Here is a 23,667-nt window from a genome sequence, read left to right as displayed (position 1 = left end):
CCGGGCCGCCCTACTTGAGGCGGGGCAGCGGGATCGACGCGCCGCCGCCCCCGGGCGCCAGCTTGGTCTGGATCGGCGAGACCACCACGTCGATGTCGGTCCGCTTGGTGTCGTCCTTCTGGATGCTGATCCGGATCGTCGCCACCCGCTGGTCTCGCACGAAGGAGATCGAGGTGCGGCGGGCGCGGACGATGGCGGTTTCCGCCCAGCCCATCTTGGGCATCTCGGTCCGGTAGAACTGGGTCACCTGGATGACGGAATAGGGAGCGTTCAGGATCACTTGGCCGGTCCAGTCGTCGTCGTTGCCGACCAGGACGGTGTCGTCGATCGCGAAGCTGCTGCTCGGCGGGACCGGCAGCTGGGGGATCGTCAGCACGTCGGGGGGAATGCCCGGGGCGCCGTTGCCGGGAGCGTTGGAACCGGACGACGGCGGCAGGGGCTGCGCCACGGCCGGGACCGCCGCCGGACCGGCAAGCCCGACGAACAGCAGGAAAAGCAACGGGGCGGCGGTCGCCGCCCGGCCTTGACGAGCCATGCTATACCTCAACAAATCTAAACCGTGCGGTCCTGTTTCGACCAGAAAATCACGACATGAATCCTGACGGTGGAAGCCCGCCATCCGCCAGCAATCAATAAGGCTCATAAATCACAAAAATTCTCCTAATATGCAAGATTTAGGCGGCCTTCTTCGGGCCGGTCGCCGACAGGGCCGGATCGGCCGGGAACGGAGTCTGCGCCGAAAGTCATATGACTTATTGCCGGTTTAAAAGTGCTGCGGAACTCTGTTAAGAATCGCCCACACCAAACGGACCGCTTGAACAAAAGCGGCCATCGAACAGGGAAGAAACGCTCTTAAAAGGAGCTTGAGACTAGATCAGACGGCCCAGAAGAAGGTCGTTCCAGAAAGTCCAAGATTAGGCCTCGGCAGCGCCGGGGCTTTTTTATTGCCGAAATCCTGTCCTGCTTCCCCGCCTTGGTCGCCTGGCGCAGTTTTTTTGCTGTGCAGCATCGTCACCGGCAGGCGCGCCAGCGTCCCATGTCCAGGTGGAAATGGTCGCGGTGGGCGGCGTTGTAGTCGGGTCCCAGCACGGCGTTGAAGAACCGGCAGGCGCCGTCGTTCACTTCCCGCAGGAAAGCCCCTTCCGCGCTCCGGGCGTCGCTCCAGTGGCGGGCCAGCGAAACGATCCTGCCGTCGTCCAGGACGAAGCCCCGGATGTCGATCGCGTTGGCGGTCGCATGCTCGCTGCGCCGCCCCGCCGTCCGGCCATAGACGTTCCGGCAGTTGTAGGTGCCGACATGGTTGACCCGCGCCACGCCCGTGCCCAGGTGACGGCGCGCCGCCGGGTCCAGCACATGGCGCTCGAACAGGTAGAGCGCCGCGATCAACGGGCAGGTCGCGACGAACGCGCTGCTGTAGGCGGCTGCGACCTGACCGACCCGGGCGGTATCGACCAGTCCGCAGCCGTTCTCGACCGGCCGCTGCGGCTGGGGCACCGCGCCGACGCCGGCCTGCTCCAGCGCTGCGAAGCAGGCGCCGGGCTCCTCCCTCAACCCGGCAAGCTGGATCCTCGTGAAAGCACCGGGTTCCTCCCTCAGGTCGAGCGGCCCCCAAGGCGTCCACGAAGGCGGCACCGTAACCAACCCAGCATAGATCAATGCAGCTGCAGCACCCGTCATGATGCCGACAAGAAAAAGCAAGAACCTGACCATGGCGGTACCATATAGTCGTCCAGAGGCTTGCAACCAGATCCGGAAACTCCATCGCAGCTACTCGCCATGCTTTGGCCGCAACGGCGCCATAATCAGAGGCAGCCCTTTTTTGTCACGCATCCCGGGACTAATTATCCGCGTTGAGTGTTTTTCTTCCCGGGCGCGCGGGCCGTGATCTGCCGCCGCGCCCATCACCGGATCCAGTCAGGATATATGAACGACGAACCGCTCCGCCCGCGCCCCGCGCCGGGACTCGACCGCCGCAAGTTCCTGCTCGCCACGGCCGGCGCCGGTGCAGCCGGTCTGCTGCCGTTCCGGCCCGGCCTGGCCCAGGACGCCGGCCCGCAGCAGGAAACCGCGCCGGGGGCGCCGGCCGCGCCGGCTCCCGCGTTCACCTTCGACACCGTGCGGGAGCTCGCCCGCGAGTTGGCGAGGCGTGACTATTCGGACGACCAGGGCCGGGTGCCGCAGCCCCTGCGCGACCTGTCCTACGACCAGTACCGCGACATCCGGTTCAGGCCCGACCAGGCGGTCTGGCGCGGCGACAAGCTGTTCCAGCTCCAGTTCTTCCATCTCGGCTTCCTCTACCAGCGTCCGGTGCGGATCAACCTGCTGCGGGAGGGCCTCGCCAGCCCGGTCGAGTACCGGGCCGACATGTTCGACTACGGCGCCAATACGTTCGGCGGCAGCCTGCCGGCCGACCTGGGCTTCGCCGGGTTCCGGATCCATTATCCGCTGAACCGCCCGAACTATGCCGACGAGCTGGCGGTCTTCCTCGGCGCCAGCTATTTCCGGATCCTCGGCCGCAACCAGATCTACGGCAATTCGGCCCGCGGGCTGGCGGTGGACACGGCGGCGCCGAGCGGCGAGGATTTCCCCGCCTTCAAGGAGTTCTGGATCGAGGAGCCGGGCGCCGACGCGACCCAGCTGACGCTCTATGCCCTGCTCGACAGCCGAAGCGCCGCCGGAGCCTATCGCTTCGTGCTGCACCCCGGCACCGACACCCAGGCCGACGTGACGGCGGCGGTCTTCCCGCGCCGCGACATCGCCAAGCTGGGCATAGCACCGCTGACCAGCATGTTCTTCTTCGGCGAGAACCGGACCCGCACCTTCGACGATTTCCGCCCGGAAGTGCATGACGGCGACGGCCTGCAGATCGAGACCGGGCGCGGCGAGTGGATCTGGCGTCCCCTGGTCAACCCCAGGGACCTGCGGGTCAGCTCGTTCAGCGACGAGAATCCGCGGCGTTTCGGCGTGGTCCAGCGGGACCGCGACTACGACCACTACCAGGACCTCGAATCGCTCTACCACCGGCGGCCCAGCTACTGGGTCGAGCCGGTCGGCGAATGGGGCAAGGGACGGGTCGAGCTGGTCGAGATCCCCACCGAGGAGGAGATCAACGACAACATCGCGGCCTACTGGGTGCCCGAGCGCCCGGTCCGGGCCGGCGAGGGCCTGGACTTCGCCTATCGCCTGCGCTCGGTGCTGGAGACCCCCGGGCAGCCGCCGCTGGCCCGCGTGGTCTCCACCCGCATCGGCTCGGCGCGGGTACCGGGGCGCCCCGACCTGCCGAAGGAGGGACGCCACTTCGTGCTGGAGTTCCAGGGCGGCGAGCTGGAAGCCCTGCGGCCCGAGCAGCCGGTGGAGGCCGTCGTCACGACCACGGCCGGCGAGCTTCGGCCGGTGATCGCCCACCGCAACGGGGAGACCGGCGGCTGGCGGGTCTTCTTCGACCTGCTGCCCGACGGCAAGCCGGCCGACTTGCGCTGCGTGCTGCGCCTGCGCGGCCAGACGATCAGCGAGACCTGGGTCTATCTCTGGTCGCCCGCCTGATCCCGATAGAGCTGCCCTTCAGATGGAAACAACACCCATGTCCGACGCCAAGACACTCCGGCGCACGGCGCTCTGGCGCCGGACGCTCTATTTCGCGCTGGTCATCCTGTCGACGCTGGCGGCCTCGTACCTGATGGCCGACGTGCTCAGGGCCAACGGCTTCACCCCGATCGAGATGGCGATCTTCGCCCTGTTCACGATCAGCTTCGCCTGGATCTCCACCTCGTTCTGGACCGCGACGGTGGGCTTCCTGGTCCGGCTGATCGGGCGCGACCCCGCAGGACTGGACCCCACCAGGCCGGTGGACCTGACCGCCCGGACGGCGATCATCATGCCGATCTACAACGAGGACCCCGACCGGGTCTTCGCCGGCCTGGAAGCGACCTGGCGCTCGCTCCAGGGCACCGGCGAGGACCGGCATTTCGACCTGTTCGTCCTCAGCGACACCCGCAAGCCGGAGATCGCGGCGGCCGAGGAGGCCGGCTGGGCCGCGCTGTGCCGCCGGGTCGGCGGCGAGGGCCGCATCTTCTACCGCCGGCGCGAGGACAATACCGGCCGCAAGGCCGGCAACATCGCCGACTTCCTGCGCCAGTGGGGGGCCGCCTACGACCATATGCTGGTGCTCGACGCCGACAGCGTGATGTCGGGCGACACCATGGTGGCCCTGTCCAAGCTGATGCAGGACAACCCCGGCACCGGCATCATCCAGACCCTGCCGGCGCCGGTGAACCAGGAGACCCTGTTCGGCCGCATCCTCCAGTTCGGCAGCCGGCTGTACGGCCCGGCCCTGGCGAGCGGCCTGTCCTGGTGGCAGCTGGGCGAGGGCAATTACTGGGGCCACAACGCGATCATCCGCACCGGCGCCTTCATCGAGCATTGCGGGCTGCCGGTGCTGTCGGGCAAGGCTCCGCTGGGCGGCGAGATCCTGAGCCACGATTTCGTCGAGGCGGCGCTGATGCGGCGCGCCGGGTGGCAGGTCTGGATCGTGCCGGAGCTGGGCGGAAGCTTCGAGGAGCTGCCGCCGAACAGCATCGACTATGCCGTGCGCGACCGCCGCTGGTGCCAGGGCAACCTGCAGCACCTGCGCCTGCTGCCGACCCGCGGCCTGCATCCCTTGAGCCGGCTCCACCTGATCATGGGCGTGCTGGGCTATGTCTCGTCGCCGCTGTGGCTGCTGCTCCTGACGCTGAGCACGATCGACATCCTGCACCAGACGGTGACCGGCCACAGCTATTTCCAGCCCGGCTACAACCTGTTCCCGGACTGGCCGGTCTCGAAGATGGCGGAGACGATCTCGCTGTTCGGCGTGACCATCGCGATCCTGCTGCTGCCCAAGCTCTACAGCCTGATCCTGACGGTGGCGGACCCGGCGCTCCGGCGTGGTTTCGGCGGGGCGGGCAAGCTGGGAGCCAGCGCGTTCCTGGAACTGCTGTTCTCCATGCTGCTGGCGCCGGCCATGATGCTGTTCCACACCCATTTCGTCGTGGCGACCCTGATGGGCCGCAGCGTAACCTGGAACGCCCAGGCCCGCGGCGAGCGCGGCCTGAGCTTCCGCGAGGCGCTGGGACGGAACGGGCTGCACGTGGCGCTGGGCCTCGCCTGGGGCGCCCTGGTGCTGAACGTGGCGCCGGACTTCTTCTGGTGGCTGGTGCCGGTCATCACCGGCCTCGTCCTGTCGGTCTGGCTGACCGTCTGGACCAGCCGGACCGACGCCGGTCAGGCGGCGCGCCGCGCCGGCCTGTTCCTGACGCCGGAGGAGACCGATCCGCCGGCCGAGCTGCGCCGGCTGGCGGCGGCCGAGTCGGAACCGACCTCCGACATGGACGCCTCCGACATGGACTCCAGGGAAATCATGCGGGTGCCGCCGACCCGGCCCAGCGCGATCATCGAGCAAAGCTTGACGAACTGGACTCCCCGGGGCTTGAAGAACGGGCAACGGCCGGCCATCGAGGAGTCATGGCAAAGCTGAAGACCAAGAATCCCTGTACCGACGTCTGCAAGTACGACAGCGACAAGGTCTGCAAGGGCTGCGGCCGCACCCGGGCCGAAGTGAAGGCGTGGAAGTCCTTCTCCGACGAAGAGAAGGACGCCATCAACCGCAGGGTCCGGGAAACCCACCTCAAGGGCAAGGACAGGAAGAAGTAGGGGTATCAGGCGACGCGCCGGCCCTCGCGCCAGACCGTCAGCACCACCGGCAGGTCGCCGTCGAGCCTGACCCGGACCAGGTCGGCGCGGCGGCCCGGCTCGATCACGCCCCGGTCGGGCAGGCCCAGCATGTCGGCCATGTTGGCGGTCACCGTGGCGATCGCCCGGTGCAGCGGGATGCCGACCACGCCATGGAGCAGGAACGCGGCATGGAGCAGGCTGGACGGGACATAGTCCGAGGACAGCCCGTCCAGCAGTCCCTGCCCCGCCAATTCCGCCGCCGAGGCGTTGCCGGAATGGGAACCGCCGCGCACCAGGTTGGGAGCGCCCATGATCACCCGCATGCCCGATTGCCGCGCCGCGCGGGCAGCCTGGAGGGTCGTCGGAAACTCCGAGATCGTGATTCCGGCGGCCACCGCCTCGGCGACATGGTCCTCGGTGGTGTCGTCGTGGCTCGCCAGCCGCAATGCCCGCGGGCGCGCCAGTTCCAGGATCTGGTCGCGGTGCAGGCGGGCGTAGCGGTGCTGGCTCTCGATCCTGCTGTCCAGGTGGGCCTGGAACTCCGCCTCGGTCCAGTTCTTGGACCGGTAGAACAGGCGGTACTTGGACATTTCCGCCCATTGCCGCTGCCCCGGCGTGTGGTCCATCAGCGACACCAGCCGCAGCAGGGGATGGTCCGCGAACTGCTGGAAGATCTCCACCACTCCGGCGTCCGAGACCTCGCAGCGCAGGTGGATCAGATGGTCGGCGCGCAGCAACCCCTGACCGACGCAGGCGCCGATCGCCCAGACCGCGTCGGCCAGCATGCGCCGCCGCTCCCCGCCGCTGTCGTAGTCGCCGACCGACACCGCGTCGAACACGGTCGTGATGCCGGCGCCCGCGACCTGGAGGTCGTGGGCGATCACCGCGGCCTTTGGCGACGGCCACGTCACGCCGGGGCGGGGCGAGAAATGCTTCTCGAGATTGTCGGTGTGCATCTCGATCAGGCCGGGCAGCAGGAAATCGCCCTCGAAGTCCAGCGCGCCGGGAAGGTCTCCGGCGGAGTCGTCGATCGCCGCGATCACGCCGTCGCGGATCGAGAGGCTGCCGGTCGCGATGCCATCGCGCCCGACGATGCGGGCATTGGTGATGTTGGTTTCCATGCCCTTGCGAACCGTCTATGAAGGGATTCATCTAGATGACTGCCGTTGCCCGAGTATGTGGAGCGGCGGCGATGTTGTAAACAATCCATATCGGCAACCTTCCCCGGGGATGCAGCCCACATGAACCTCGACCGCGGCGCCGGAATCGCCCTGTGGCGACAGATCGCCGAAGAACTGCACGGGGACATCGAGCGCGGCACCTTCCCGCCCGGAAGCCGTCTCGCCACCGAGGAGGAACTGGCCGCCCGCTTCGGCGTCAACCGCCATACCGTCCGGCGGGCCTGCGCCCTGCTCCAGGACCAGGGCCTGGTGCGGATCGAGCAGGGCCGCGGCACCTTCGTGCAGGAAGGCGTGATCGACTATCCGCTGACGGAGCGGACCCGCTTCAGCGAGAACATCCGCCGGCAGGCGCGCACGCCGTCGGGCGAGGTTCTCCGGGCGACGGTGCTTCCGGCCGACGCCGCGACGGCCAGGGCGCTGGGCCTGGCCGTCGGCGACCCGGTATCGCTGGTCGAGCTGCTGTCGCTGGCCGACGGCCAGCCGATCGGCATCGCGGCGCATTATTTCGCGGAAGCGCGCTTTCCCGACCTGATCGCCACGTACAACGAGGCCGGCCGGATCACCGAGACGCTGCGCCGGCTGGGGGTCCCGGACTATACCCGCAAGACCACGCGGGTGACGGCGCGGCTTCCCGACAGCTACGAGATGCGCCACCTGAAGATCGCGCGCACGACCCCGGTGCTGGTGACCGAGGCGGTCAACATCGACCCCGCCGGCCGGCCGCTGGAATTCGGCGTCGCGCGCTTCGCCGGAAACCGGGTGCAGGTGGTGGTGGACGGGTGATCCGTAACGGCCCGATCGCGGAATTTTCATTTTGATCGGTTGTTCATGTAAACGAGCACCTGATTTCCGGACAATGTCATGATCACGCGCGGTCCAATCGTCGCCCTGTCGCTTCTGGTCATGGCCTGCGTGCCGACCACCGGCGAACGCTATTCCCCGGATTGGGGTGGATATTCCGGCCGAAGCCAGGTCGAGGATCTCCACTGGTCCTGCCAGGCCGGGAACCGGCGTGCCTGCGTTGCACTGGGGGCGGCCATCGAACGGCAACAGGATGCCCGGCGCGACATCTGGGATCGGCGTGACCCCTGGGATCGATACGGCCGCCGGGATCGGCGCGACCGTGATCGGCATCGCTACACCCGCGACAACCGCTTCGTTCCGGCTCCTCCGGTCCGGCGTGACATCAGTCCGCCTGACCTGGGGGCAGCCGCCGAACGGCGTCGGGACGCCGAGCGCAACCGGACCATGGACCGCAACGACCGGGACAACCCCTTCCTGAACGACCCCCGCTTCCAGCGCGACGACGATCCGCGCGACCCGGGGGCGGCCGCCCGGGAACGCCAGGGCGGTGGCAATGACCGCGACAATCCCTTCCTGAACGATCCACGGTTCAGCGGTCCCGCGCAGTGATTTCCATGGCCACTAGAGCTGTGCCCGATCGGGTTGAACTGCTTCGGGCCACGAAGCCTGCCGTTCCACTCGCCGCACCGTGTTGCGCCATGGGCGCAACCTACGGCTCGATGCAGGGTGAAGGCGATGCGGGCCGACGATCGTAGGTTGCGCCCACGGCGCAACGCATCGGATCGGGCACAGCTCCAGCGGGAGTCAGGTTCTTGAGGCGGACCGCCCCATCAGCCCCCGAACCAGCCGCTTGACCGCCGGCAACCGCCCGCCGGAGCCGTGCGCGGCTTCTATATAATCGAACATCATGGCCGAGTCGGCCGGTCCCAGCGGATCGTAGTGCGGCCGGAACCGCCCGCCGCGTACCGCGACCGCCTTCAAGGCGGTCATCTCCAGCAGCCCTTCCGCCCCGCGCGTGGTGCCGAAGCCGCTGGCCCCGCGCCCGCCGAAGGGCAGCCTGGGATCGGCGGTCGGGACGATCAGGTCGTTGACCGTCACCGCCCCGGCGCGGATGCGGCCGGCCAGGGCCAGCGCCCGCTTCTCCGGGCCGAAGACGGCCGCTCCCAGGGCGTAGTCGCAGTGGGACGATGCCGCCAGCGCGTCCTCCTCGCCGGCGACCGGCACCAGGGAGAGGACGGGCGCGAAGATGTCCTCCCGCAGCAATCCAAGCTCAGGCACGGCGTCGGCGACCAGCAGGGGCGCCATCTCCGGCTCTTCCGCGCGGAACGGGCGGCCGATCAGCCGGCAGCCGGCCGCCTCCGCCTCCTCCACCAGCCGGGCGACCTGCTGCCGGATGCGTTCCGGCACGGCGACGGGCGCCGCGTTCAGGACCAGGGGAGCCAGCCGGCGTTCCAGGTCGAGCGCCAGCGACCGGTCGGCGAAGACCCGGCGGGGCGCTATGCAGGTGGCCCCGCCGTTGAGCCGCACCCCGTAGGCCAGCGCCCGGGCCGCCATGTCCGGATCGGCGCCGGGCAGCACGAAGACGGCGTCGTTGCCCGACAGTTCCATCACCGCCGGCGTCAGGTGCTCCGCCAGGTCGGCCGATACGCGCCGGCCGGTCGCGACCGAGCCGGTCAGCACCACCTTGTCCACTCCGGCGGCGATCGCTTCCCGCCCCGCCTCGACCGAAGCGTCCAGCAAGTGGCAGAGACCGTCCGGCAATCCCGCCTCGCCGAGCAGGCCGAGCAGGGCATCCATCGGAGCGACGCAGCCGGGCGCCGGTTTGACCAGGACCGCGTTGCCGGCGGCGAGCGCCTGGACGATCTGGACGCCGGGCAGGAACAGGGGATAGTTGGACGGTGCGATCACCAGCACGACGCCCAGCGGGTCGCGCCGGATTTCCGCCGCCACGCCGAACAGCCAGGCCGGCCGGCCGCGCGATCCCAGCTTGCGGGGCGCCAGCAGGGCCACCGCCTCCCGCTCCAGGAAGCGGCAGGCGTCGAGCAGCGGCAGGATCTCCAGCGCCGCGGTCTCGCCCGGTGCCCGGCCGGGACGCTCGCCGACCGCGTCGGCCAATGCCCGGGCATCGCGCGCGATCAGGCGGCGCAGCCGGGCGACCACGTCCAGCCGGCCGGCCACGGCGGTTCGCTCCCAGGCGGCCTGGGCGGACCGCATCTCCGGAATAATCTCGGCGCCGCCGCGAGGGTGCTGGACTTCGGGAGTCATCAATCCAGTTTCTGTCGTGCCATGACGATCCATTATGCCCCATTCCTTCCGGCGGACTCTCGCCAAACTCCCCATCGATTAAAACCAATCGAAAGAGCTTACCCATTCGCTCGCGAAGCGGTCTTAACCGGGCTGGAAATGGGCAGATACGTCGAACCTCGCCTCATTCAACAAACAGGGAGCGGATTCCAGAATGCCGAACGGGTCCCCGTATCCAGTGTCGCGACGCCATGGTGACGCGCCATGAGCCGCCGGATCGTGATCGTCGGTGCGGGACCGGGCGGTCTCGCGTCAGCCATGCTGCTGGCCAAGACGGGAGCTGATGTCACCGTCGTTGAGCGGCTCGACCGGATCGGCGGCCGATCGTCCACCATCGAGGCGGAGGGCGGCTACCGGTTCGACATGGGCCCGACCTTCTTCCTGTACCCCCGTGTCCTGAAGGACATCTTCGCCGCCTGCGGCAAGGACCTGGACCGCGAGGTGGACCTGATCCGGCTCGACCCGCAATACCACCTGGTCTTCGAATCCGGCGGCGAGCTGAAGGCGTCCGGCAATCCGGCCACCATGGCGGAACAGGTCGCCAAGCTGTGCCCGGCCGACGCCGCCAACCTGCCGCGCTTCATGGCCGACAACCGGCGCAAGCTGGCGGCCTTCCGGCCGGTGCTGGAGAAGGCCTTCTCCAGCGCGCTCGACCTGCTCGACCCGGCGCTGCTGAAGTCGCTGCCGCTGATGCGGCCGCACCAGTCGGTCGATGCCGACCTGGGCCGCTATTTTTCCGATCCTCGGGTGCGGCTCGCCTTCTCGTTCCAGAGCAAGTACCTCGGCATGTCGCCGTTCCGCTGCCCCAGCCTGTTCACCATCCTGTCCTTCATGGAATACGAGTTCGGCGTGTTCCATCCGCGCGGCGGCACCGGGGCGGTGATGGCGGCGATGGCCCGGGCCGCGACCGACATGGGCGTGCGCATCCGCCTGTCCGAACCGGTCGAGGAGATCCTGTTCGAGGGCCGCAAGGCGGTCGGCGTCCGCACCCCCGCCGGCGAGTACAAGGCCGACGCGCTGGTGCTGAATTCCGACTTCGCCCAGACCATGAGCCGGCTGGTGCCCAACCACCTGCGCCGGCGCTGGACCGACGAGAAGATCGAGCGCAAGAAATTCTCCTGCTCGACCTTCATGCTCTATCTCGGGATCGAGGGCGAACTGCCCGACCTGGCGCACCACACGATCTACCTGACCAAGGATTACGCCCGGAACATCAAGGAGATCGAGGACGGGCTGGAACTTCCGGCGGAACCCAGCTTCTATGTCCAGAACGCCTGCGTCACCGACCCGGAGCTGGCGCCCAGGGGGCACAGCACGCTCTATGTCCTGGTCCCGGTCGCCCACCGCACCGGCGGGATCGATTGGCAGCGGGAAAAGGCGCGCTACCGGTCGCTGGTGCTGAAGCGCCTGGAACGGATCGGGCTGACGGACATTGAGAAGCGCATCCGGTACGAGAAAATACTGACGCCCGAGGGATGGGAGAACGACATGCAGATCTATCGCGGCGCCACCTTCAACCTGGCCCACTCGCTGGACCAGATGCTCCATCTCCGGCCGCGGAACCGGTTCGAGGACCTGGAAGGCGTCTATCTCGTCGGCGGCGGGACCCATCCCGGCAGCGGCCTGCCGGTGATCTTCGAGAGCGCCCGCATCACCAGCCGCCTGATGGCCGACCAGCTCGGCCTTTCGCACGACTGGGAGGCCGGGACCCGCATGGCGGCCGGCCAGACGGCCCTGATCGAGGAGCGTGCGTCGTGAGCGGCCGGAACGGCGGCCAGGCCGGAGGCAGGATCGGCGTGATCGGCGGCGGGCTGGGCGGCCTGGCGGCGGCCTGCACCCTGGCGGCGCGCGGCCACAAGGTCGTGCTGTTCGAGGCGAACGCCTGGGCCGGCGGCAAGGCCGCGGTGCTGGAGGAGAGCGGTTTCCGCTTCGACATGGGGCCGACCATCCTGACGGTGCCGCGCGTCCTCCGGCGGATCTTCGCCGAGGCCGGGCGCGACATGGACCGGGAACTCGACCTGGTGCGGCTCGACCCTCAATGGCGCTGCTTCTTCGAGGACGGCTCCGTCCTGGACCTGGTCGAGGACGTCGAGACCATGGCGGCCGAGCTGGACCGCTACGCTCCGGGCAGCAAGGCGGGCGCCGGATACCGCGACTTCATCGCCCGCTCCAAGCGGCTGCACGAGGTGTCCGACCGGTTCTTCTTCTGGAAGTCGGTAGAGGACATCAAGGACACGCTGAACTTCAAGGCGAACCTGAACGCCTCCACCCTGTCGGACGTGCTGAGCCTGCGCATGGGCTCCACCGTCGCCGGCACGGTGCGCAAGCACGTCCCCGACGCCCGGATCGCCCAGATGCTGGACCATTTCGTCCAGTATGTCGGATCGTCGCCCTACGGCGCTCCGGCGGTGCTGTGCTCGATCGCGCACATGCAGACCGACGGCGGCGTCTGGTACCCCATGGGCGGCACCCGCGCCGTGCCCCTGGCGCTGGAGAAGCTGGCCCGCGAGCTGGGCGTCGAGTTCCGGCTGAACACCGGGGTGCGGAAAATCCTGACCTCCCAGGGCCGCGCCACCGGGGTCGAGACCGCGTCGGGCGAGACCGTGGGGCTGGACGCCGTGGTGTCCAACATGGACTCGGTGCGGACATACCGCGAGCTGGTCGGCGGCGAGGTCGGCGTCAATTTCGAGCGGAAGCGGAAGCCGGAGCCGGCCTGCTCCGGCGTCGTGCTGTATCTGGGCCTCGACCGCGCCTACGAGCACCTGGCCCACCACGACTTCGTCTTCTCCCGCGACGCGGAGGAGGAGTTCGACTGGATCTACCGCAAGGGGGAGCCGGCGCCGGACCCGACCTGCTACATCGCGGCCCCGGCGCGGACCGAGCCGGGCGTCGCCCCGCCCGGCGGCGAGGCGCTCTACGTCCTGGTCCACACCCCCTATCTCCGCCCGCACCATGACTGGTCCAAGATGCTTCCGGCCTACCGCCGGGTGATCCTGGACAAGCTGGCGCGGACCGGCGGAATGAAGGACCTGGAAAGCCGCATCAAGGTCGAGCGCTGGCTGACGCCCCAGGACATCCACGACCGCTACCGCGTGCTGAACGGCGCCATCTACGGCCTGGCGAGCCACGGCAGGTTCTTCGGCGCCTTCAAGCCGGGCAACAGGAGCCGCGAGCTGGCCGGACTGTACCTGGCGGGCGGCGCCGCCCATCCGGGTCCGGGCATGCCGATGGTCATGATGTCGGGCTGGATCGCGGCCGACACGCTGGACCAGGACATGGGCGGCGCCGCGCAGCCGGCGGCGTTCGAGACGGCTCCCCGGCCGACGGCCAGCGTGGCATGACGCCGGCCGAGGCGGTGCGGTCAGCACGGTCGCCCCGCATCGTCCGGCTGTTCGGCCCCTACATGTGCCGCTACGTCGCGCGCCGCTTCCACGGCGTGCGGCTGGCGCGCGGCACGTTCCCCGACCTTCCGCCCGACCGGCCCGTGATCGTCTGTTCCAACCATCCCTCGTGGTGGGACCCGGCGATGTTCATGGTGCTGGCGACGCTGCGCTTCCCCGGACGCTTCGGCTACGGCCCGATGGAGGCGAAGGCGCTGGAGCGGTACGGCTTCATGCGCCGGATCGGCCTGTTCGGGATCGAGCCCGGCACGCCGCGCGGTGCGGCGACCTTCCTGAAGGTCTGCACCGGGCTGCTGGACGATCCCCGCACCATGCTGTGGATCACGGCGGAGGGGAGCTTCACCGACGCCCGGATCCGGCCGGTCTCCCTGCGCCCCGGCATCGCCCATCTGGCGCGCCGGGTCGAGGGCGCCTCGGTCGTGCCGCTGGCGCTGGAATATCCCTTCTGGGACGAGCGCACGCCCGAGGCGCTGTGCCGCTTCGGGCCGGTGATGCGGAGCGGCGGCGGCACGGTCGAGGAATGGCAGGCCCGCCTTGAATCGGCACTGGCCGAAACCATGGACGCCCTCGCCGCCGACTCCATGGCCCGCGATCCCGCCCGCTTCGAGCCGCTGATGAAGGGCGCCGCCGGTGTGGGCGGCGTCTACGACCTGTGGCGCCGCGCCAAGGCGCTGGCCCGCGGCGAACGCTTCCACCCCGAACACGGCAGGGATCACCCGTGATGGAGAATTTCGCCTGGGTCTGCGCCTGGCTCGCCATGATTCCGGCCGTGATGACGGTGTGGAACCTGCTGCTCTACCGCCCGCCGCCGAAGTCCGGCCAGGCGCCAGGCGGAGGGCGGGCCGGCGTTTCCGTGCTGATCCCCGCGCGCAACGAGGCGGACAAGATCGAGGCTTCCGTCCGGGCGGCGCTGGCGAGCGCCGGGGTCGACCTGGAGGTGGTCGTGCTGGACGACCATTCCACCGACGGCACGGCCGACGTGGTGCGCGCCATCGGCGACCCGCGCGTGCGGGTCGAGCAGGCCCCCGCCCTTCCCGCGGGGTGGTCGGGCAAGCAGCATGCCTGCTGGCATCTGGCGAAGCTGGCCCGATATCCGCTGCTGGTCTTCGTCGATGCCGACGTGAGGCTGGCGCCCGATGGCCTCGCCCGCATGGCCGCGTTCATGGCGAAGCACCCCGCGGCAGGCCTGGCCAGCGGCTTCCCGCGCCAGGAAACCGGGACATGGCCGGAGCGGCTGGTCATTCCGATGATCCATTTCCTGCTGCTGGGCTATCTGCCCTTCATCGGGATGCGCCTGTCCGGGGCGCCTGGGCTGGGAGCCGGATGCGGCCAGCTCTTCATCGCCCGCGCCGATGCCTATGCCCGCGCCGGCGGTCATGCCGAGATCAAGCAGTCGCTCCACGACGGGATCAAGCTGCCGCGCGCCTTCCGCCGCGCCGGCATCCATACCGAGCTGTTCGACGCCGACGAGATCGCCACCTGCCGCATGTACCGCAGCGGGACCGAGGTCTGGCAGGGCTTCACCAAGAACGCGACCGAGGGGATGGCAACCCCCGTCGGGCTGCCGGTCTGGACCGCCCTGCTGGCCGGGGGCCATATCCTGCCGTTCCTGCTGCTGCCGGGCCTGCTGCTGTTCGACGGCCCGCCCGAGGCGCTGTTCCCGGCCTGCGTCGGCATCGCCGTGGCGCTCGGCACCCGCCTCGCCCTGGCGTTCCGTTTCGAGCAGAGCATCGCCAGCGCCTTCCTGCATCCCGTCGGCGTCACGATCATGCTGGCGATCCAGTGGTCGGCCCTGTGGACCTCGCTGCGCGGCCGGCCCTCCACCTGGCGCGGGCGCGCTTATCCCACGGGCGAATCATGATGATCGGGCCGCCCGACTGTTGCACCTGCAAATGCCGTTTGACCGGAGCCCCGGATGCCTACCGCCGCCTACATCAACGCGATCGGAACCGCGGTTCCAACCCATGACGTCCACGACAAGTTCGTCAGCTACGCCCCGGCCCTGCTGACCGACGAGCGCCTGCGAAAGCTGTTCCGCCGGATGGCGGAGCGGTGCCAGATCGAACACCGCTATTCCTTCTTCGAGCCGGACCCCGACCCGGAGGTCCTGGATACCGGCGGCTTCTTCACGCGCGGCGCCTTTCCCGACACCGCCACGCGGATGAAGTTCTACGAGCGGCACGCGCTCGGCCTCGCCACCGCCAGCCTGGAAGCCGCCGGGATCGAGCGGCACCGCGACGGGATCACCCACCTGATCGTGACGTCCTGCACCGGCTTCTACGCCCCCGGCCTGGACCTGGAGCTGGCGCGCCACTTCGGCCTGGACCCGTCGGTGGAGCGGACCATCATCGGCTTCATGGGCTGCTACGCCGCCATGAACGCGCTGAAGGCGGCCCGGCACATCGTGCGGTCCGAGCCCGGCTCGAAGGTCGCGATCGTCAACCTGGAACTCTGCACCCTGCACCTCCAGGAGACCGCGGACATCGAGGAGATCCTGAGCTTCCTGATCTTCGCCGACGGCTGCTCCGCCTGCCTGGTCAGCGCCGAGCCGGACGGGATCGAGCTTCAGGGTTTCCGGGCCACGGTGATCCCCGGCAGCGCCGACCAGATCACCTGGCATATCGGCCGCAACGGCTTCGACATGCGGCTGGCCGGGACCGTTCCCGGCACCATCGGCCAGGGGCTTCCCGACGCATTGCCGTCGATCCTCCAGGGCCGCAGCCCGTCCGACGTGGAACTGTGGGCGGTCCATCCCGGCGGGCGCTCGATCCTGGACGCCGTCGCCGGGGCGATAGAGGGAAAGGGCGACCAGCTCTCCGACTCGCGGGCGGTGCTGCGCGACTACGGCAACATGTCGTCGGCGACGGTCATGTTCGTGCTGAAGCGCATGCTCGACCGCTTCCGCGATACCCGAATGGGCGGCAACGGGCTGGGCTGCGCCATGGCCTTCGGGCCGGGGCTGACGGCGGAAAGCATGCTGTTCCGCCTCGCCGCGGCATGACCGCGTCCACCGACCTATCCCGGCGGAGCACCCGGCCGGAGCTGATGGACACGGAGGAAGTCGGCTTCGAGGAGTTCCAGCACTGCCTGCGGGACCTGCGCCGGATCAACCTGTGTACCCTGGCATACCGCCCGACCCTGACCTGGCTCGACCGGGTGGTGAAGCGGACGGGGCGGAGCAGGCTGCGCATCCTGGACGTCGGCTTCGGTTATGGCGACATGCTGCGGGAGATCCACCGCTGGGCCGGCCGGCGCGGCGTCGAGGTCGAGCTGTCCGGGGTCGACCTGAACCCCTGGTCCGCCCGGGCGGCCGGGCTGGCGACACCGCCGGACGCCGGGATCGACTATCGGGTCGGCGATCTTTTCGACCTGCCCGGGAGCCATCATGCCGACGTGGTGATCAGCGCGCTGTTCACCCACCACCTGGAAGACGAGTCCCTCGTCCGCTTCCTGCGCTGGATGGAGGATCGTGCCGGTCTCGGCTGGTTCAGCAACGACCTGCACCGCCACGCGATCTCCCATGCCTTCGCCCGCGCGATGGTGGCCACGCTGCCGGTCAACCGGCTGGTGGTCCACGACGCCCCGCTCTCGGTGGCGCGGGCCTTCACCCGGGCCGACTGGGAGCGCGTGATCGCCGAGGCGGGCTTCGCGCCGGGAGAAGTCTCGGTCGAGTGGTTCACGCCGTTCCGCTACGGCGTCGGGCGGATCAAATGAACTCCGCGATCCATGACGCCGTGATCGTCGGCGGCGGGCCGGCCGGCGCCGCGTCGGCCTGCCTGCTGGCGAAGGCCGGGCGCTCCGTCGTGCTGTTCGAGCGGGAGGCCGGCCCGCACCACAAGGTCTGCGGCGAGTTCGTCAGCGTCGAGGCCGCCGCGTACCTGGAGCGGCTGGGCCTGGACCTGTTCCGCCTCGGCGCGCAGCCGATCCATTCCGTCCGGCTGGTCCGGGGTTCGGCCGAGTCCTCGTCCCGCCTGCCTTTCCCGGCCTTCAGCCTGTCGCGCGAGGTGATGGACGAAGCCCTGCTGCGGGCGGCGGCGGACAGGGGCGCCGAGATCCGGCGCGGCGTCGCGGTCCGCTCCCTGGCCGAAGGCGAGGATCGCGTCACCCTCCAGGCGGACGGCCCGGTCGCCGCCCGGGCGGCGCTGCTCGCGACCGGCAAGCACGACCTGCGCGGCCACCGCCGGCCGCCCGGCTCCATCAACGACCTGATCGGGTTCAAGCAGTATCTGACGCTGGCGCCGGAACAGGCGGCACGCCTCGCCGGGCATGTGGAGGTGCTGCTGTTCCCCGGCGGCTATGCCGGTTTGCAGCCGGCGGCGGACGGAAGGGCCAACCTGTGCCTCGTGGTCGCCAAGCCGGTCCATGACCGGGTCGGGCGCCGGTGGGACAGGCTGCTGGATCATCTTTGCGAGGAGTCCCCCGCCTTCGCGGCCCGGCTGGCCGGCGCCACGACCTGCTGGGAGCGCCCGCTGTCGATCTACGGCATTCCCTATGGCTTCGTGCATCGGGGCGACACCGCGTCCCGGCGGCTGCACCGGCTGGGCGACCAGCTCGCGGTGATCCCGTCCTTCTGCGGCGACGGCATGGCGATCGCCCTCCACTCGGCCTTCCTGGCGTCCGACCGGGTGCTCGCCGGGCAGGCGCCGCTCGACGGATCGGCTTTCGCCGGGCAGATCCGCACCGCCACGCTGCTTGCCCAGGCGATCCGCCGCCCGGCGCTCCAGGGGATCGCGGCCGGTACCGTCAGGCTGGTGCCGGGACTGCTGAAGGCGATAGCATATGCTACCCGCGTTCCCCAGCAAGCGATCCCATGACCGCCCGCTACGCCCTTTACTTCGCCCCGCCCCCGGACAGCGCCCTGTGGAAATTCGCCAGCCGCTGGCTCGGCCGCGACGCGGCGACGGGCGAAACCCTCGATCCGCCGGACGGCGTGTCCCCGGACTGGACCGCCGATCCGCGCCGCTATGGGTTCCACGCCACCCTCAAGCCGCCCATGGCGCTGGCCCCGGGCCGGGACGAGGCGGAACTGCTGGCGGCGGCCGCTGACTTCGCCGCTGGCCATACCCGCTTCACCGCCCCCTCCCTCCGGTTGGCGGAGTTGGGCCGTTTCCTTGCCCTGATCCCCTCAGCCCCGTCGGAGGCTCTGGACGAGTTCGCCGCCGAGTGCGTGCGCGCCTTCGACCCGTTCCGCGCCCCGCCGCCGGCGTCCGATCTGGAAAAGCGCCGCGCCCATGGGCTGACGCCGCGCCAGGACGATTATCTCCGGCATTGGGGCTATCCCTATGTCTTCGAGGAGTTCCGCTTCCACATGACCCTGACCGGCAGCCTGAACGACGATGCCAGGACCGCCGCCAGGAGCCTGCTGGAACCGGCGGTGGCACCCTTCACCCCGGACCCGCTGGTGATCGACGCCCTGTCCATCTTCAAGCAGGACACCCGCGACGCCCCGTTCCGGATCATCGCCCGGTTCGGCCTGCCATAGAAGACGCTGGAGCGGGGGGAAGAGATTTGGCCACAGATGAACGCAGATGGACACAGATAGTATATTGACAATTAATCGCGGTAGGGACGCCCGTTACCGGGCGCCCCCCGCACAGAACCGGACGTGCCCGATTAAGGCATCCGGCTCCCACCTTGGGTGTTTGACGCGAAAGCGGTTTCCGGGCCAGGGATGGATGATGCGCGGCCGTGGCAGCCAGTGATCGGCAAGGCGCGTGAGCTTTCCCACGGTGTCTTGTCCTTCTGGCTGCGCCGGCGCAGCGCCCTCATCCACAGGACGCCGACATGGTAGCGCAGGTTGGCAAGGGCCCGGTAGTTGGTCGGGACGGCGAAGTAGGCGTAGAAGCCGCTCATCACCTGTCCCAGCCACCGGCCTTGCTCCGGGATGCCCTGGTGCCGGCGTCGCCGGAGTTCCTCCTTGATTTCCTTGAGCTTGGCCTGCTTGCGCTGGCGCCGGGTCTGGCGTTTCAGCAGGAAGCCGCCACGCCGGGACCGCCCACAGATGTGGGTGAAGCCCAGGAAGTCGAAGGTCTCCGGTTTGCCCGCGCCGCGCCTGGCCCGGTCGGCAGCTGCCTGCCGGCCGAACTCGATCAGGCGGGTCTTGTCGGCGTTCAGTTCCAGGGCGAACCGCGCCAGGCGCTCCCGCAGGTCCGCGAGGAACCGCTCGGCGTCCGACCGGTGCTCGAACCCGACGACGGTGTCGTCGGCGTAGCGCACCACGGCCATGGTCCCGGTCGCGTGGCGCTGGCGCCACTGCCGGACCCACAGGTCGTAGACGTAGTGGAGATAGACGTTGGCCAGCAGCGGCGATGCCACCGCCCCTTGCGGGCTGCCGGCCGTCGCCGGCTGCCGTTTCCCCGTCTCGTCCACCACGCCGACCGTCAGCCACTTGCGGATCAGCCGCAGGACGCGGGCATCGCCGATCCGGTGTTCCAGGAACCGCATCATCCACATGTGGTCGATGCTGTCGAAGAACGCCCGGATGTCTGCATCCAGGATCCAGTTCACCCGGCACTCGCCGATCGCCACCGCCAACGCGTCGAGCGCGTCGTGCTGCCCCCGTCCCGGCCGGAAGCCGTAGGAGAAGCCGAGGAAGTCTTCCTCGTAGATGGCGTTCAGCACCTCCACCAGCGCCCGCTGGACGATCTTGTCCTCCAGCGCCGCGATCCCGAGCGGCCGCATCCGGCCGTCCGGCTTGGGGATGAGATGCCGGCGTGACGGATGCGCCCGGTAGCGGCCGGAATGCACGCGGTCCTTCAGGTCCGCCAGCCGTTCCTCCAGCCCCTCCGCGTACTCCCGCCACGTCATTCCGTCCACACCCGGAGCCGCGTCCCGCTTCAATGCCCGATAGGCAAAGCGCAGCAGGTCGGTATCCACGTGCGTCAGAAGGGTGGTGAACCGCTCCTCCTTTCGCTCCCGTGCCGCTTGACGTATGCGCTCCAGCCCCGAGAGCACGGGTGCCCGGTCCTGAGCCCGGCCCGTGTGCGGCGGAGACGCATTCCCCTCGGCCCCACCCCTTCCCTCCACCGGCTCCGCGTCCGCGTTCGCCGGTTTCACAGGTACTATGGATGGGTCTGACCTCTTCGGCGCGTGCATCACCGGCTACGGCTCCTCGCCTTCCCGGTGCGGACCGCCAGGCCATCGGCCCGTGGTCACGCCGAAGATCTCCCGGTTCCCGCTCGAGGAGCGTCCGCACATGCCAGGGTCTCTGACCACGCCGGACCGCCGGGGTGCTCGCATGACGCGCCCCGCCGTATCGCCTTCCAGGCACAGAACCCTGTCGGCATCCGGGATCGAGATTCTTACGCGGCTCAATGGCTGGCCTATGCGCCCCCCTGTCAACGCTTCGCCGTCGGCCTCACGACCGCCGCCGCATGACTCGGGGCCGGTGTGGATCGCTACTCCTTCACCGTACAGGACTTTCACCCGCTACTCCTTGCCGGTCTCCCGGCGCTCTCTGCGTCCATCTGCGTGTATCTGTGGCTATATCATGATTCCTGCCTGGACAGTACTGGAGCGGGAGAGAAACATTTGACCACAGATTACGGCGATATACTCAGATCATCCAGTCCGTATCTTTGTCCATCGCCGTAATCTGTGGCAATAGCCTGAGTCACATTTGCGTCATTCCCGCTTTGCCGCCCTGGTCGGTTCCCCGCTCCCTGATCCGGCTCTCCTGCCAGGGCCAGCGACCCTTGATCTCGACCTCCAGGGAGAAGCTGAGGAACGTCCGGATCAGGACGATCACGCCGAGGGCGCCGACGGTGCTGAAGTCCAGGGGAGCCGCGACCGTCGCGATGATGTCGGCGGCGACCAGAAGCTCCAGGCCGATCAGGATGCCGCGGCCGAGATTGGCCCGGTATCGCTCGTAGGCATCGTTCCAGCCGGCGGCACCGAAGCCGTCCCGGATGAAAAGCGCCGTGGCGATTGTCGCCCCCAGGACGATCACGGCGATCCCGACCGCCTCGATCCCGCTCGTGACCAGTTCCGCGATGTGGACGATCGTGCCCCGGGACTCCGACAGGAAGCCCCCGACCTCCTGGGCGTGGGCCGCGGAGGCGCCGAACAGGCTGTAGAGAAGCAGGCAGGCCGCGAGCATGGGAGAGATCCTGTGTGTCCGTTCCCCGGGGAACGGGCTTGCTCACCCAAGGTTCAGGCGTTTTTCCGTGAGCAGGCGGTTGAACCGGCTGCGGGGCTTCAGTTCGATCCGCCGTGCCGCCAAGTCACGCGCCACCTCCGTCCGGCCGGCCCGCTGCGCCGCCTCCAGCAGGGTCAATGACAGGACGTCGCGCTGGGCATCGCTGCCGCCGAGGCGGCGGGAAATCGCCGTCAGGGGCAGCAGCAGGTCCGTCGCGGCGGCATGGTCGCCCCGGCCGAACGCCAGCAATCCCAGGCTGGCCGGCAGGCCGACCTCCCGGGTCATGGCGGCGTTGGCGCCGGATCCGGCCGCCCGGGCCGTCAGGGTCGCGACCAGCCGGCCGGCGGCGCCATCCCGTCCGGCCGCGACGAAGGCCATCATGGCGTGCATGTCGTTGAAGGCGTAGTAGCCATCGCCTGCCATCGGCTCCCACCCGTCGGCGACCTCGCGCCAGCGGTCGCCGGCGTCGATCCCGGCCAGGTGCAGCCGCCACAGCAGCGCCGTCGCGTCCGACAGTTCCAGCCCGATCGCCTCCGGCCGGGGCCGGACATGGCGGTCGTAGATGTCCAGCACGGCCCCGGTCTCGCAGCGGTCGAGATGGTGGAGCGCCAGGTGCCACCAGTTATGGACCGCCAGCAGGTTGTCCGGCGCCCAGTCCGCCTCGCGATCCCTCATCCAGGCGATGCCCTCGCCGGAGCGGCCCTGCATCTCCATCACGTGGGCGACGGCGTGGATCGCCCAGGGATTCCGCGGGATCAGCCCGACCGCCCGGCGCCCCGTCTCCTCCGCCGCCGCGAAGTCGCCGTTCTCCTCCAGCCCGAAGGCGTGCATGCCCAGCACGTAGCCGTGGCCCGGCAGGCCCGGATCGGACCGCGCCAGCACCCCGGCGGGCCGGTCGCGGAGCGCCGCCGAGTCGCCGACGAAGAAATCGGCACTGGTGGGCGAACTGGAGGGCCGCCAGGTCGCCGGGATGGTCCTCCAGCACCCGCCCGTAGAGTTCCGGCGTGCGGTGGAAGTCGCCGTCCAGCCAGGCCCGCGCTGCGGCGATGTGGCCGCGCTCCCGGTCGTTGGCCCGCGCGGCCAGCGCTTCCGCCGCCTCGACGCTGCGGCGAAGCTCCGGCTCCACGGACTTTTGCGCCGCGATCAGCAGAAGCCCGGCGCGGAAGCAGTGGCCCATGACGAAGTCCGGGTGCTCCTCCAGCGCCCGATCGATCACCGCCAGCGGATCGGTGAAGTAGCCGTTCATCAGCGCGACCGCCGCGTCGAGCCGCTCCACCGCCGCGGGGTCGTCGGTCGAAAGGGGCTCGCCCCGCCGGTCCCTCATGGCGCCTTCCCCGGCCGGCTCAGAGGCCCTTGGTCGAGCCGCCGTCCACGTCGATCAGGGCGCCGTGGATGAACTCGCCGCCCTCCCCCGCCAGGAACGTGACGACCGAGGCGATCTCGTCGGGCTCGCCGAACCGCATGACCTTCTGGGCCTGCACCATCCGGCTCGCCGCCTCCTCCGTGTCGATGCCGTGGGACTGCGCGAACTGGCGGATGCGGGTCTCCAGCCGCTCGGTCCGGATCGGCCCGGGATTGATGCCGTTGACCCGGACGCCGTCGGCCAGCCCCTGGTCGGCGAGCGCCTTGGTGAAGTTCATCAGGCCGGCATTGACCGAGCCGCCGATGGTGAACTCCGCCGTCGGGGTCCGGCCGCCCGAGCCGATGATGTTGATCACCTGCCCGCCGGTCCGCTTCAGGTGGGGCCAGGATTCGCGCGCCAGCCGGACCGCGCCGAAGAATTTCAGCGCGAAGCCGTCCTGCCAGTCGTCCTCCGACAGGTCCAGGAACGGCCCGCGCTTGGTCGCCCCGGCATTGTTGACCAGCAGGTCGAGCCGGCCGAACATGTCCACCGCGGTCTCGACCAGCGTCTCGGCAAGCTCCGGCTCGCGCAGGTCGCCGTGCAGGATCTCGATCCGCTGCCCGGTCTCGCGGGCCAGGTGGCTCGCCAGGGTCTCCAGCGCGGTCGCCGTCCTGGAGGTGATCAGCAGGTCGAAGCCGGCTTCGGCCAGCGCGGTGGCGATGGCCTTGCCGATCCCCCGGCTGGCTCCTGTCACCAGGGCGACGCGCGTCTCTTCCGTCATGGAGGTCT

General features: G+C 69.4%; 21 protein-coding genes. 13 read left to right on the top strand and 8 right to left on the bottom strand.

Annotated elements, in window-relative coordinates:
- Positions 1-10: 10 nt before the first annotated feature.
- Entirely contained in the window at positions 11-535 is a 525-nt protein-coding gene (locus IGS68_RS00425; RefSeq protein WP_201076465.1) for a hypothetical protein, read from the bottom strand.
- Between the two features lie 476 nt (positions 536-1,011).
- A complete protein-coding gene (locus tag IGS68_RS00420; RefSeq protein ID WP_247881110.1) occupies positions 1,012-1,551 on the bottom strand; it encodes an extensin family protein in 540 nt (179 codons plus the stop codon).
- Positions 1,552-1,923: 372 nt separating this feature from the next.
- On the opposite strand from IGS68_RS00420, the gene IGS68_RS00415 reads away from it, so the two are divergent.
- Genes IGS68_RS00415 through IGS68_RS00405 form a run of 3 tightly spaced genes read left to right on the top strand, consistent with a single transcriptional unit; the run spans position 1,924 to position 5,688 of the window.
- Entirely contained in the window at positions 1,924-3,543 is a 1,620-nt protein-coding gene (locus IGS68_RS00415; protein WP_201076461.1) for an OpgD/OpgG family glucan biosynthesis protein, read from the top strand.
- Between the two features lie 37 nt (positions 3,544-3,580).
- Positions 3,581-5,512 (top strand): glucans biosynthesis glucosyltransferase MdoH, encoded by a 1,932-nt coding sequence (gene mdoH / locus IGS68_RS00410; RefSeq protein WP_201076459.1) that lies wholly within the window; start codon positions 3,581-3,583, stop codon positions 5,510-5,512.
- Complete coding sequence (locus IGS68_RS00405) at positions 5,500-5,688, top strand: DUF1289 domain-containing protein (protein WP_201076457.1); 189 nt, start codon at positions 5,500-5,502, stop codon at positions 5,686-5,688. The genes mdoH and IGS68_RS00405 overlap by 13 nt, the downstream gene beginning before the upstream one ends.
- A 5-nt stretch (positions 5,689-5,693) precedes the next feature.
- Here the strand turns inward: IGS68_RS00405 and IGS68_RS00400 are convergent, their stop codons facing one another.
- Positions 5,694-6,830, bottom strand: coding sequence for an alpha-D-ribose 1-methylphosphonate 5-triphosphate diphosphatase (locus tag IGS68_RS00400; protein WP_201076456.1), 1,137 nt, complete (start codon positions 6,828-6,830; stop codon positions 5,694-5,696).
- A 120-nt stretch (positions 6,831-6,950) separates the two neighbouring features.
- On the opposite strand from IGS68_RS00400, the gene phnF reads away from it, so the two are divergent.
- Complete coding sequence (phnF, locus tag IGS68_RS00395; protein ID WP_201076455.1) at positions 6,951-7,673, top strand: phosphonate metabolism transcriptional regulator PhnF; 723 nt, start codon at positions 6,951-6,953, stop codon at positions 7,671-7,673.
- Between the two features lie 78 nt (positions 7,674-7,751).
- The gene (locus tag IGS68_RS00390) at positions 7,752-8,303 is read left to right on the top strand and encodes a hypothetical protein (protein WP_201076454.1); all 552 of its coding nucleotides are present in this window, start codon (positions 7,752-7,754) and stop codon (positions 8,301-8,303) included.
- Between the two features lie 195 nt (positions 8,304-8,498).
- On the opposite strand, the gene IGS68_RS00385 is transcribed toward IGS68_RS00390, so the two are convergent.
- Complete coding sequence (locus IGS68_RS00385; protein WP_247881109.1) at positions 8,499-9,959, bottom strand: aldehyde dehydrogenase family protein; 1,461 nt, start codon at positions 9,957-9,959, stop codon at positions 8,499-8,501.
- A gap of 243 nt (positions 9,960-10,202) precedes the next feature.
- On the opposite strand from IGS68_RS00385, the gene crtI reads away from it, so the two are divergent.
- The 8 genes from crtI to IGS68_RS00345 are packed head-to-tail and all read left to right on the top strand — an operon-like array spanning position 10,203 to position 18,881.
- The gene (crtI, locus tag IGS68_RS00380; RefSeq protein WP_201076452.1) at positions 10,203-11,756 is read left to right on the top strand and encodes a phytoene desaturase family protein; all 1,554 of its coding nucleotides are present in this window, start codon (positions 10,203-10,205) and stop codon (positions 11,754-11,756) included.
- A complete protein-coding gene (locus tag IGS68_RS00375) occupies positions 11,753-13,339 on the top strand; it encodes a phytoene desaturase family protein (RefSeq protein ID WP_201076450.1) in 1,587 nt (528 codons plus the stop codon). The genes crtI and IGS68_RS00375 overlap by 4 nt, the downstream gene beginning before the upstream one ends.
- Positions 13,336-14,121, top strand: coding sequence for a lysophospholipid acyltransferase family protein (locus IGS68_RS00370; RefSeq protein ID WP_201076449.1), 786 nt, complete (start codon positions 13,336-13,338; stop codon positions 14,119-14,121). Before IGS68_RS00375 ends, IGS68_RS00370 begins: the two co-directional genes overlap by 4 nt.
- Positions 14,121-15,260 carry a glycosyltransferase family 2 protein gene (locus IGS68_RS00365; protein WP_201076448.1) on the top strand — a complete coding sequence of 380 codons (1,140 nt, stop codon included), beginning with the start codon at positions 14,121-14,123 and terminating at the stop codon, positions 15,258-15,260. The genes IGS68_RS00370 and IGS68_RS00365 overlap by 1 nt, the downstream gene beginning before the upstream one ends.
- Before the next feature lie 54 nt (positions 15,261-15,314).
- Positions 15,315-16,400 carry a type III polyketide synthase gene (locus IGS68_RS00360; RefSeq protein ID WP_201076444.1) on the top strand — a complete coding sequence of 362 codons (1,086 nt, stop codon included), beginning with the start codon at positions 15,315-15,317 and terminating at the stop codon, positions 16,398-16,400.
- 44 nt (positions 16,401-16,444) lie between these two features.
- Complete coding sequence (locus tag IGS68_RS00355) at positions 16,445-17,113, top strand: methyltransferase domain-containing protein (RefSeq protein WP_201076442.1); 669 nt, start codon at positions 16,445-16,447, stop codon at positions 17,111-17,113.
- Positions 17,110-18,213 (top strand): NAD(P)/FAD-dependent oxidoreductase, encoded by a 1,104-nt coding sequence (locus IGS68_RS00350; RefSeq protein WP_201076440.1) that lies wholly within the window; start codon positions 17,110-17,112, stop codon positions 18,211-18,213. Before IGS68_RS00355 ends, IGS68_RS00350 begins: the two co-directional genes overlap by 4 nt.
- Positions 18,210-18,881, top strand: coding sequence for a DUF1045 domain-containing protein (locus IGS68_RS00345; RefSeq protein ID WP_201076438.1), 672 nt, complete (start codon positions 18,210-18,212; stop codon positions 18,879-18,881). The genes IGS68_RS00350 and IGS68_RS00345 overlap by 4 nt, the downstream gene beginning before the upstream one ends.
- Positions 18,882-19,012: 131 nt before the next feature.
- On the opposite strand, the gene ltrA is transcribed toward IGS68_RS00345, so the two are convergent.
- From ltrA to IGS68_RS00325, 4 genes are all read right to left on the bottom strand, one after another.
- On the bottom strand, positions 19,013-20,353 hold the full coding sequence (gene ltrA / locus IGS68_RS00340; protein WP_371821867.1) for a group II intron reverse transcriptase/maturase: 1,341 nt from the start codon (positions 20,351-20,353) through the stop codon (positions 19,013-19,015).
- 658 nt (positions 20,354-21,011) lie between these two features.
- The gene (locus IGS68_RS00335; RefSeq protein WP_201076436.1) at positions 21,012-21,497 is read right to left on the bottom strand and encodes a DUF1622 domain-containing protein; all 486 of its coding nucleotides are present in this window, start codon (positions 21,495-21,497) and stop codon (positions 21,012-21,014) included.
- A gap of 42 nt (positions 21,498-21,539) precedes the next feature.
- Positions 21,540-22,418, bottom strand: a complete 879-nt coding sequence (locus IGS68_RS00330; protein WP_201076434.1) for a tetratricopeptide repeat protein — start codon at positions 22,416-22,418, stop codon at positions 21,540-21,542.
- 461 nt (positions 22,419-22,879) lie between these two features.
- A complete protein-coding gene (locus IGS68_RS00325; RefSeq protein WP_201076432.1) occupies positions 22,880-23,659 on the bottom strand; it encodes an SDR family oxidoreductase in 780 nt (259 codons plus the stop codon).
- Positions 23,660-23,667 lie beyond the last annotated feature (8 nt).

Origin of the sequence: Skermanella sp. TT6, from assembly GCF_016653635.2 — a bacterium.
In the GTDB taxonomy this organism is placed as follows: Bacteria; Pseudomonadota; Alphaproteobacteria; order Azospirillales; family Azospirillaceae; genus Skermanella; species Skermanella cutis.
The sequence above is the reverse complement of the archived record's forward strand: the minus strand, read 5'-3'. Positions and strand labels throughout refer to the sequence as shown.

Coding starts and splice junctions, on each gene's coding strand:
- IGS68_RS00425 (WP_201076465.1), bottom strand. CDS start 535: ATGGCTCGTCAAGGCCGGGCGGCGACCGCCGCCCCGTTGCTTTTCCTG.
- IGS68_RS00415 (WP_201076461.1), top strand. CDS start 1,924: ATGAACGACGAACCGCTCCGCCCGCGCCCCGCGCCGGGACTCGACCGC.
- mdoH (WP_201076459.1), top strand. CDS start 3,581: ATGTCCGACGCCAAGACACTCCGGCGCACGGCGCTCTGGCGCCGGACG.
- IGS68_RS00405 (WP_201076457.1), top strand. CDS start 5,500: ATGGCAAAGCTGAAGACCAAGAATCCCTGTACCGACGTCTGCAAGTAC.
- IGS68_RS00400 (WP_201076456.1), bottom strand. CDS start 6,830: ATGGAAACCAACATCACCAATGCCCGCATCGTCGGGCGCGATGGCATC.
- phnF (WP_201076455.1), top strand. CDS start 6,951: ATGAACCTCGACCGCGGCGCCGGAATCGCCCTGTGGCGACAGATCGCC.
- IGS68_RS00390 (WP_201076454.1), top strand. CDS start 7,752: ATGATCACGCGCGGTCCAATCGTCGCCCTGTCGCTTCTGGTCATGGCC.
- IGS68_RS00385 (WP_247881109.1), bottom strand. CDS start 9,959: ATGACTCCCGAAGTCCAGCACCCTCGCGGCGGCGCCGAGATTATTCCG.
- crtI (WP_201076452.1), top strand. CDS start 10,203: ATGAGCCGCCGGATCGTGATCGTCGGTGCGGGACCGGGCGGTCTCGCG.
- IGS68_RS00370 (WP_201076449.1), top strand. CDS start 13,336: ATGACGCCGGCCGAGGCGGTGCGGTCAGCACGGTCGCCCCGCATCGTC.
- IGS68_RS00365 (WP_201076448.1), top strand. CDS start 14,121: ATGGAGAATTTCGCCTGGGTCTGCGCCTGGCTCGCCATGATTCCGGCC.
- IGS68_RS00360 (WP_201076444.1), top strand. CDS start 15,315: ATGCCTACCGCCGCCTACATCAACGCGATCGGAACCGCGGTTCCAACC.
- IGS68_RS00355 (WP_201076442.1), top strand. CDS start 16,445: ATGGACACGGAGGAAGTCGGCTTCGAGGAGTTCCAGCACTGCCTGCGG.
- IGS68_RS00350 (WP_201076440.1), top strand. CDS start 17,110: ATGAACTCCGCGATCCATGACGCCGTGATCGTCGGCGGCGGGCCGGCC.
- IGS68_RS00345 (WP_201076438.1), top strand. CDS start 18,210: ATGACCGCCCGCTACGCCCTTTACTTCGCCCCGCCCCCGGACAGCGCC.
- IGS68_RS00335 (WP_201076436.1), bottom strand. CDS start 21,497: ATGCTCGCGGCCTGCCTGCTTCTCTACAGCCTGTTCGGCGCCTCCGCG.
- IGS68_RS00325 (WP_201076432.1), bottom strand. CDS start 23,659: ATGACGGAAGAGACGCGCGTCGCCCTGGTGACAGGAGCCAGCCGGGGG.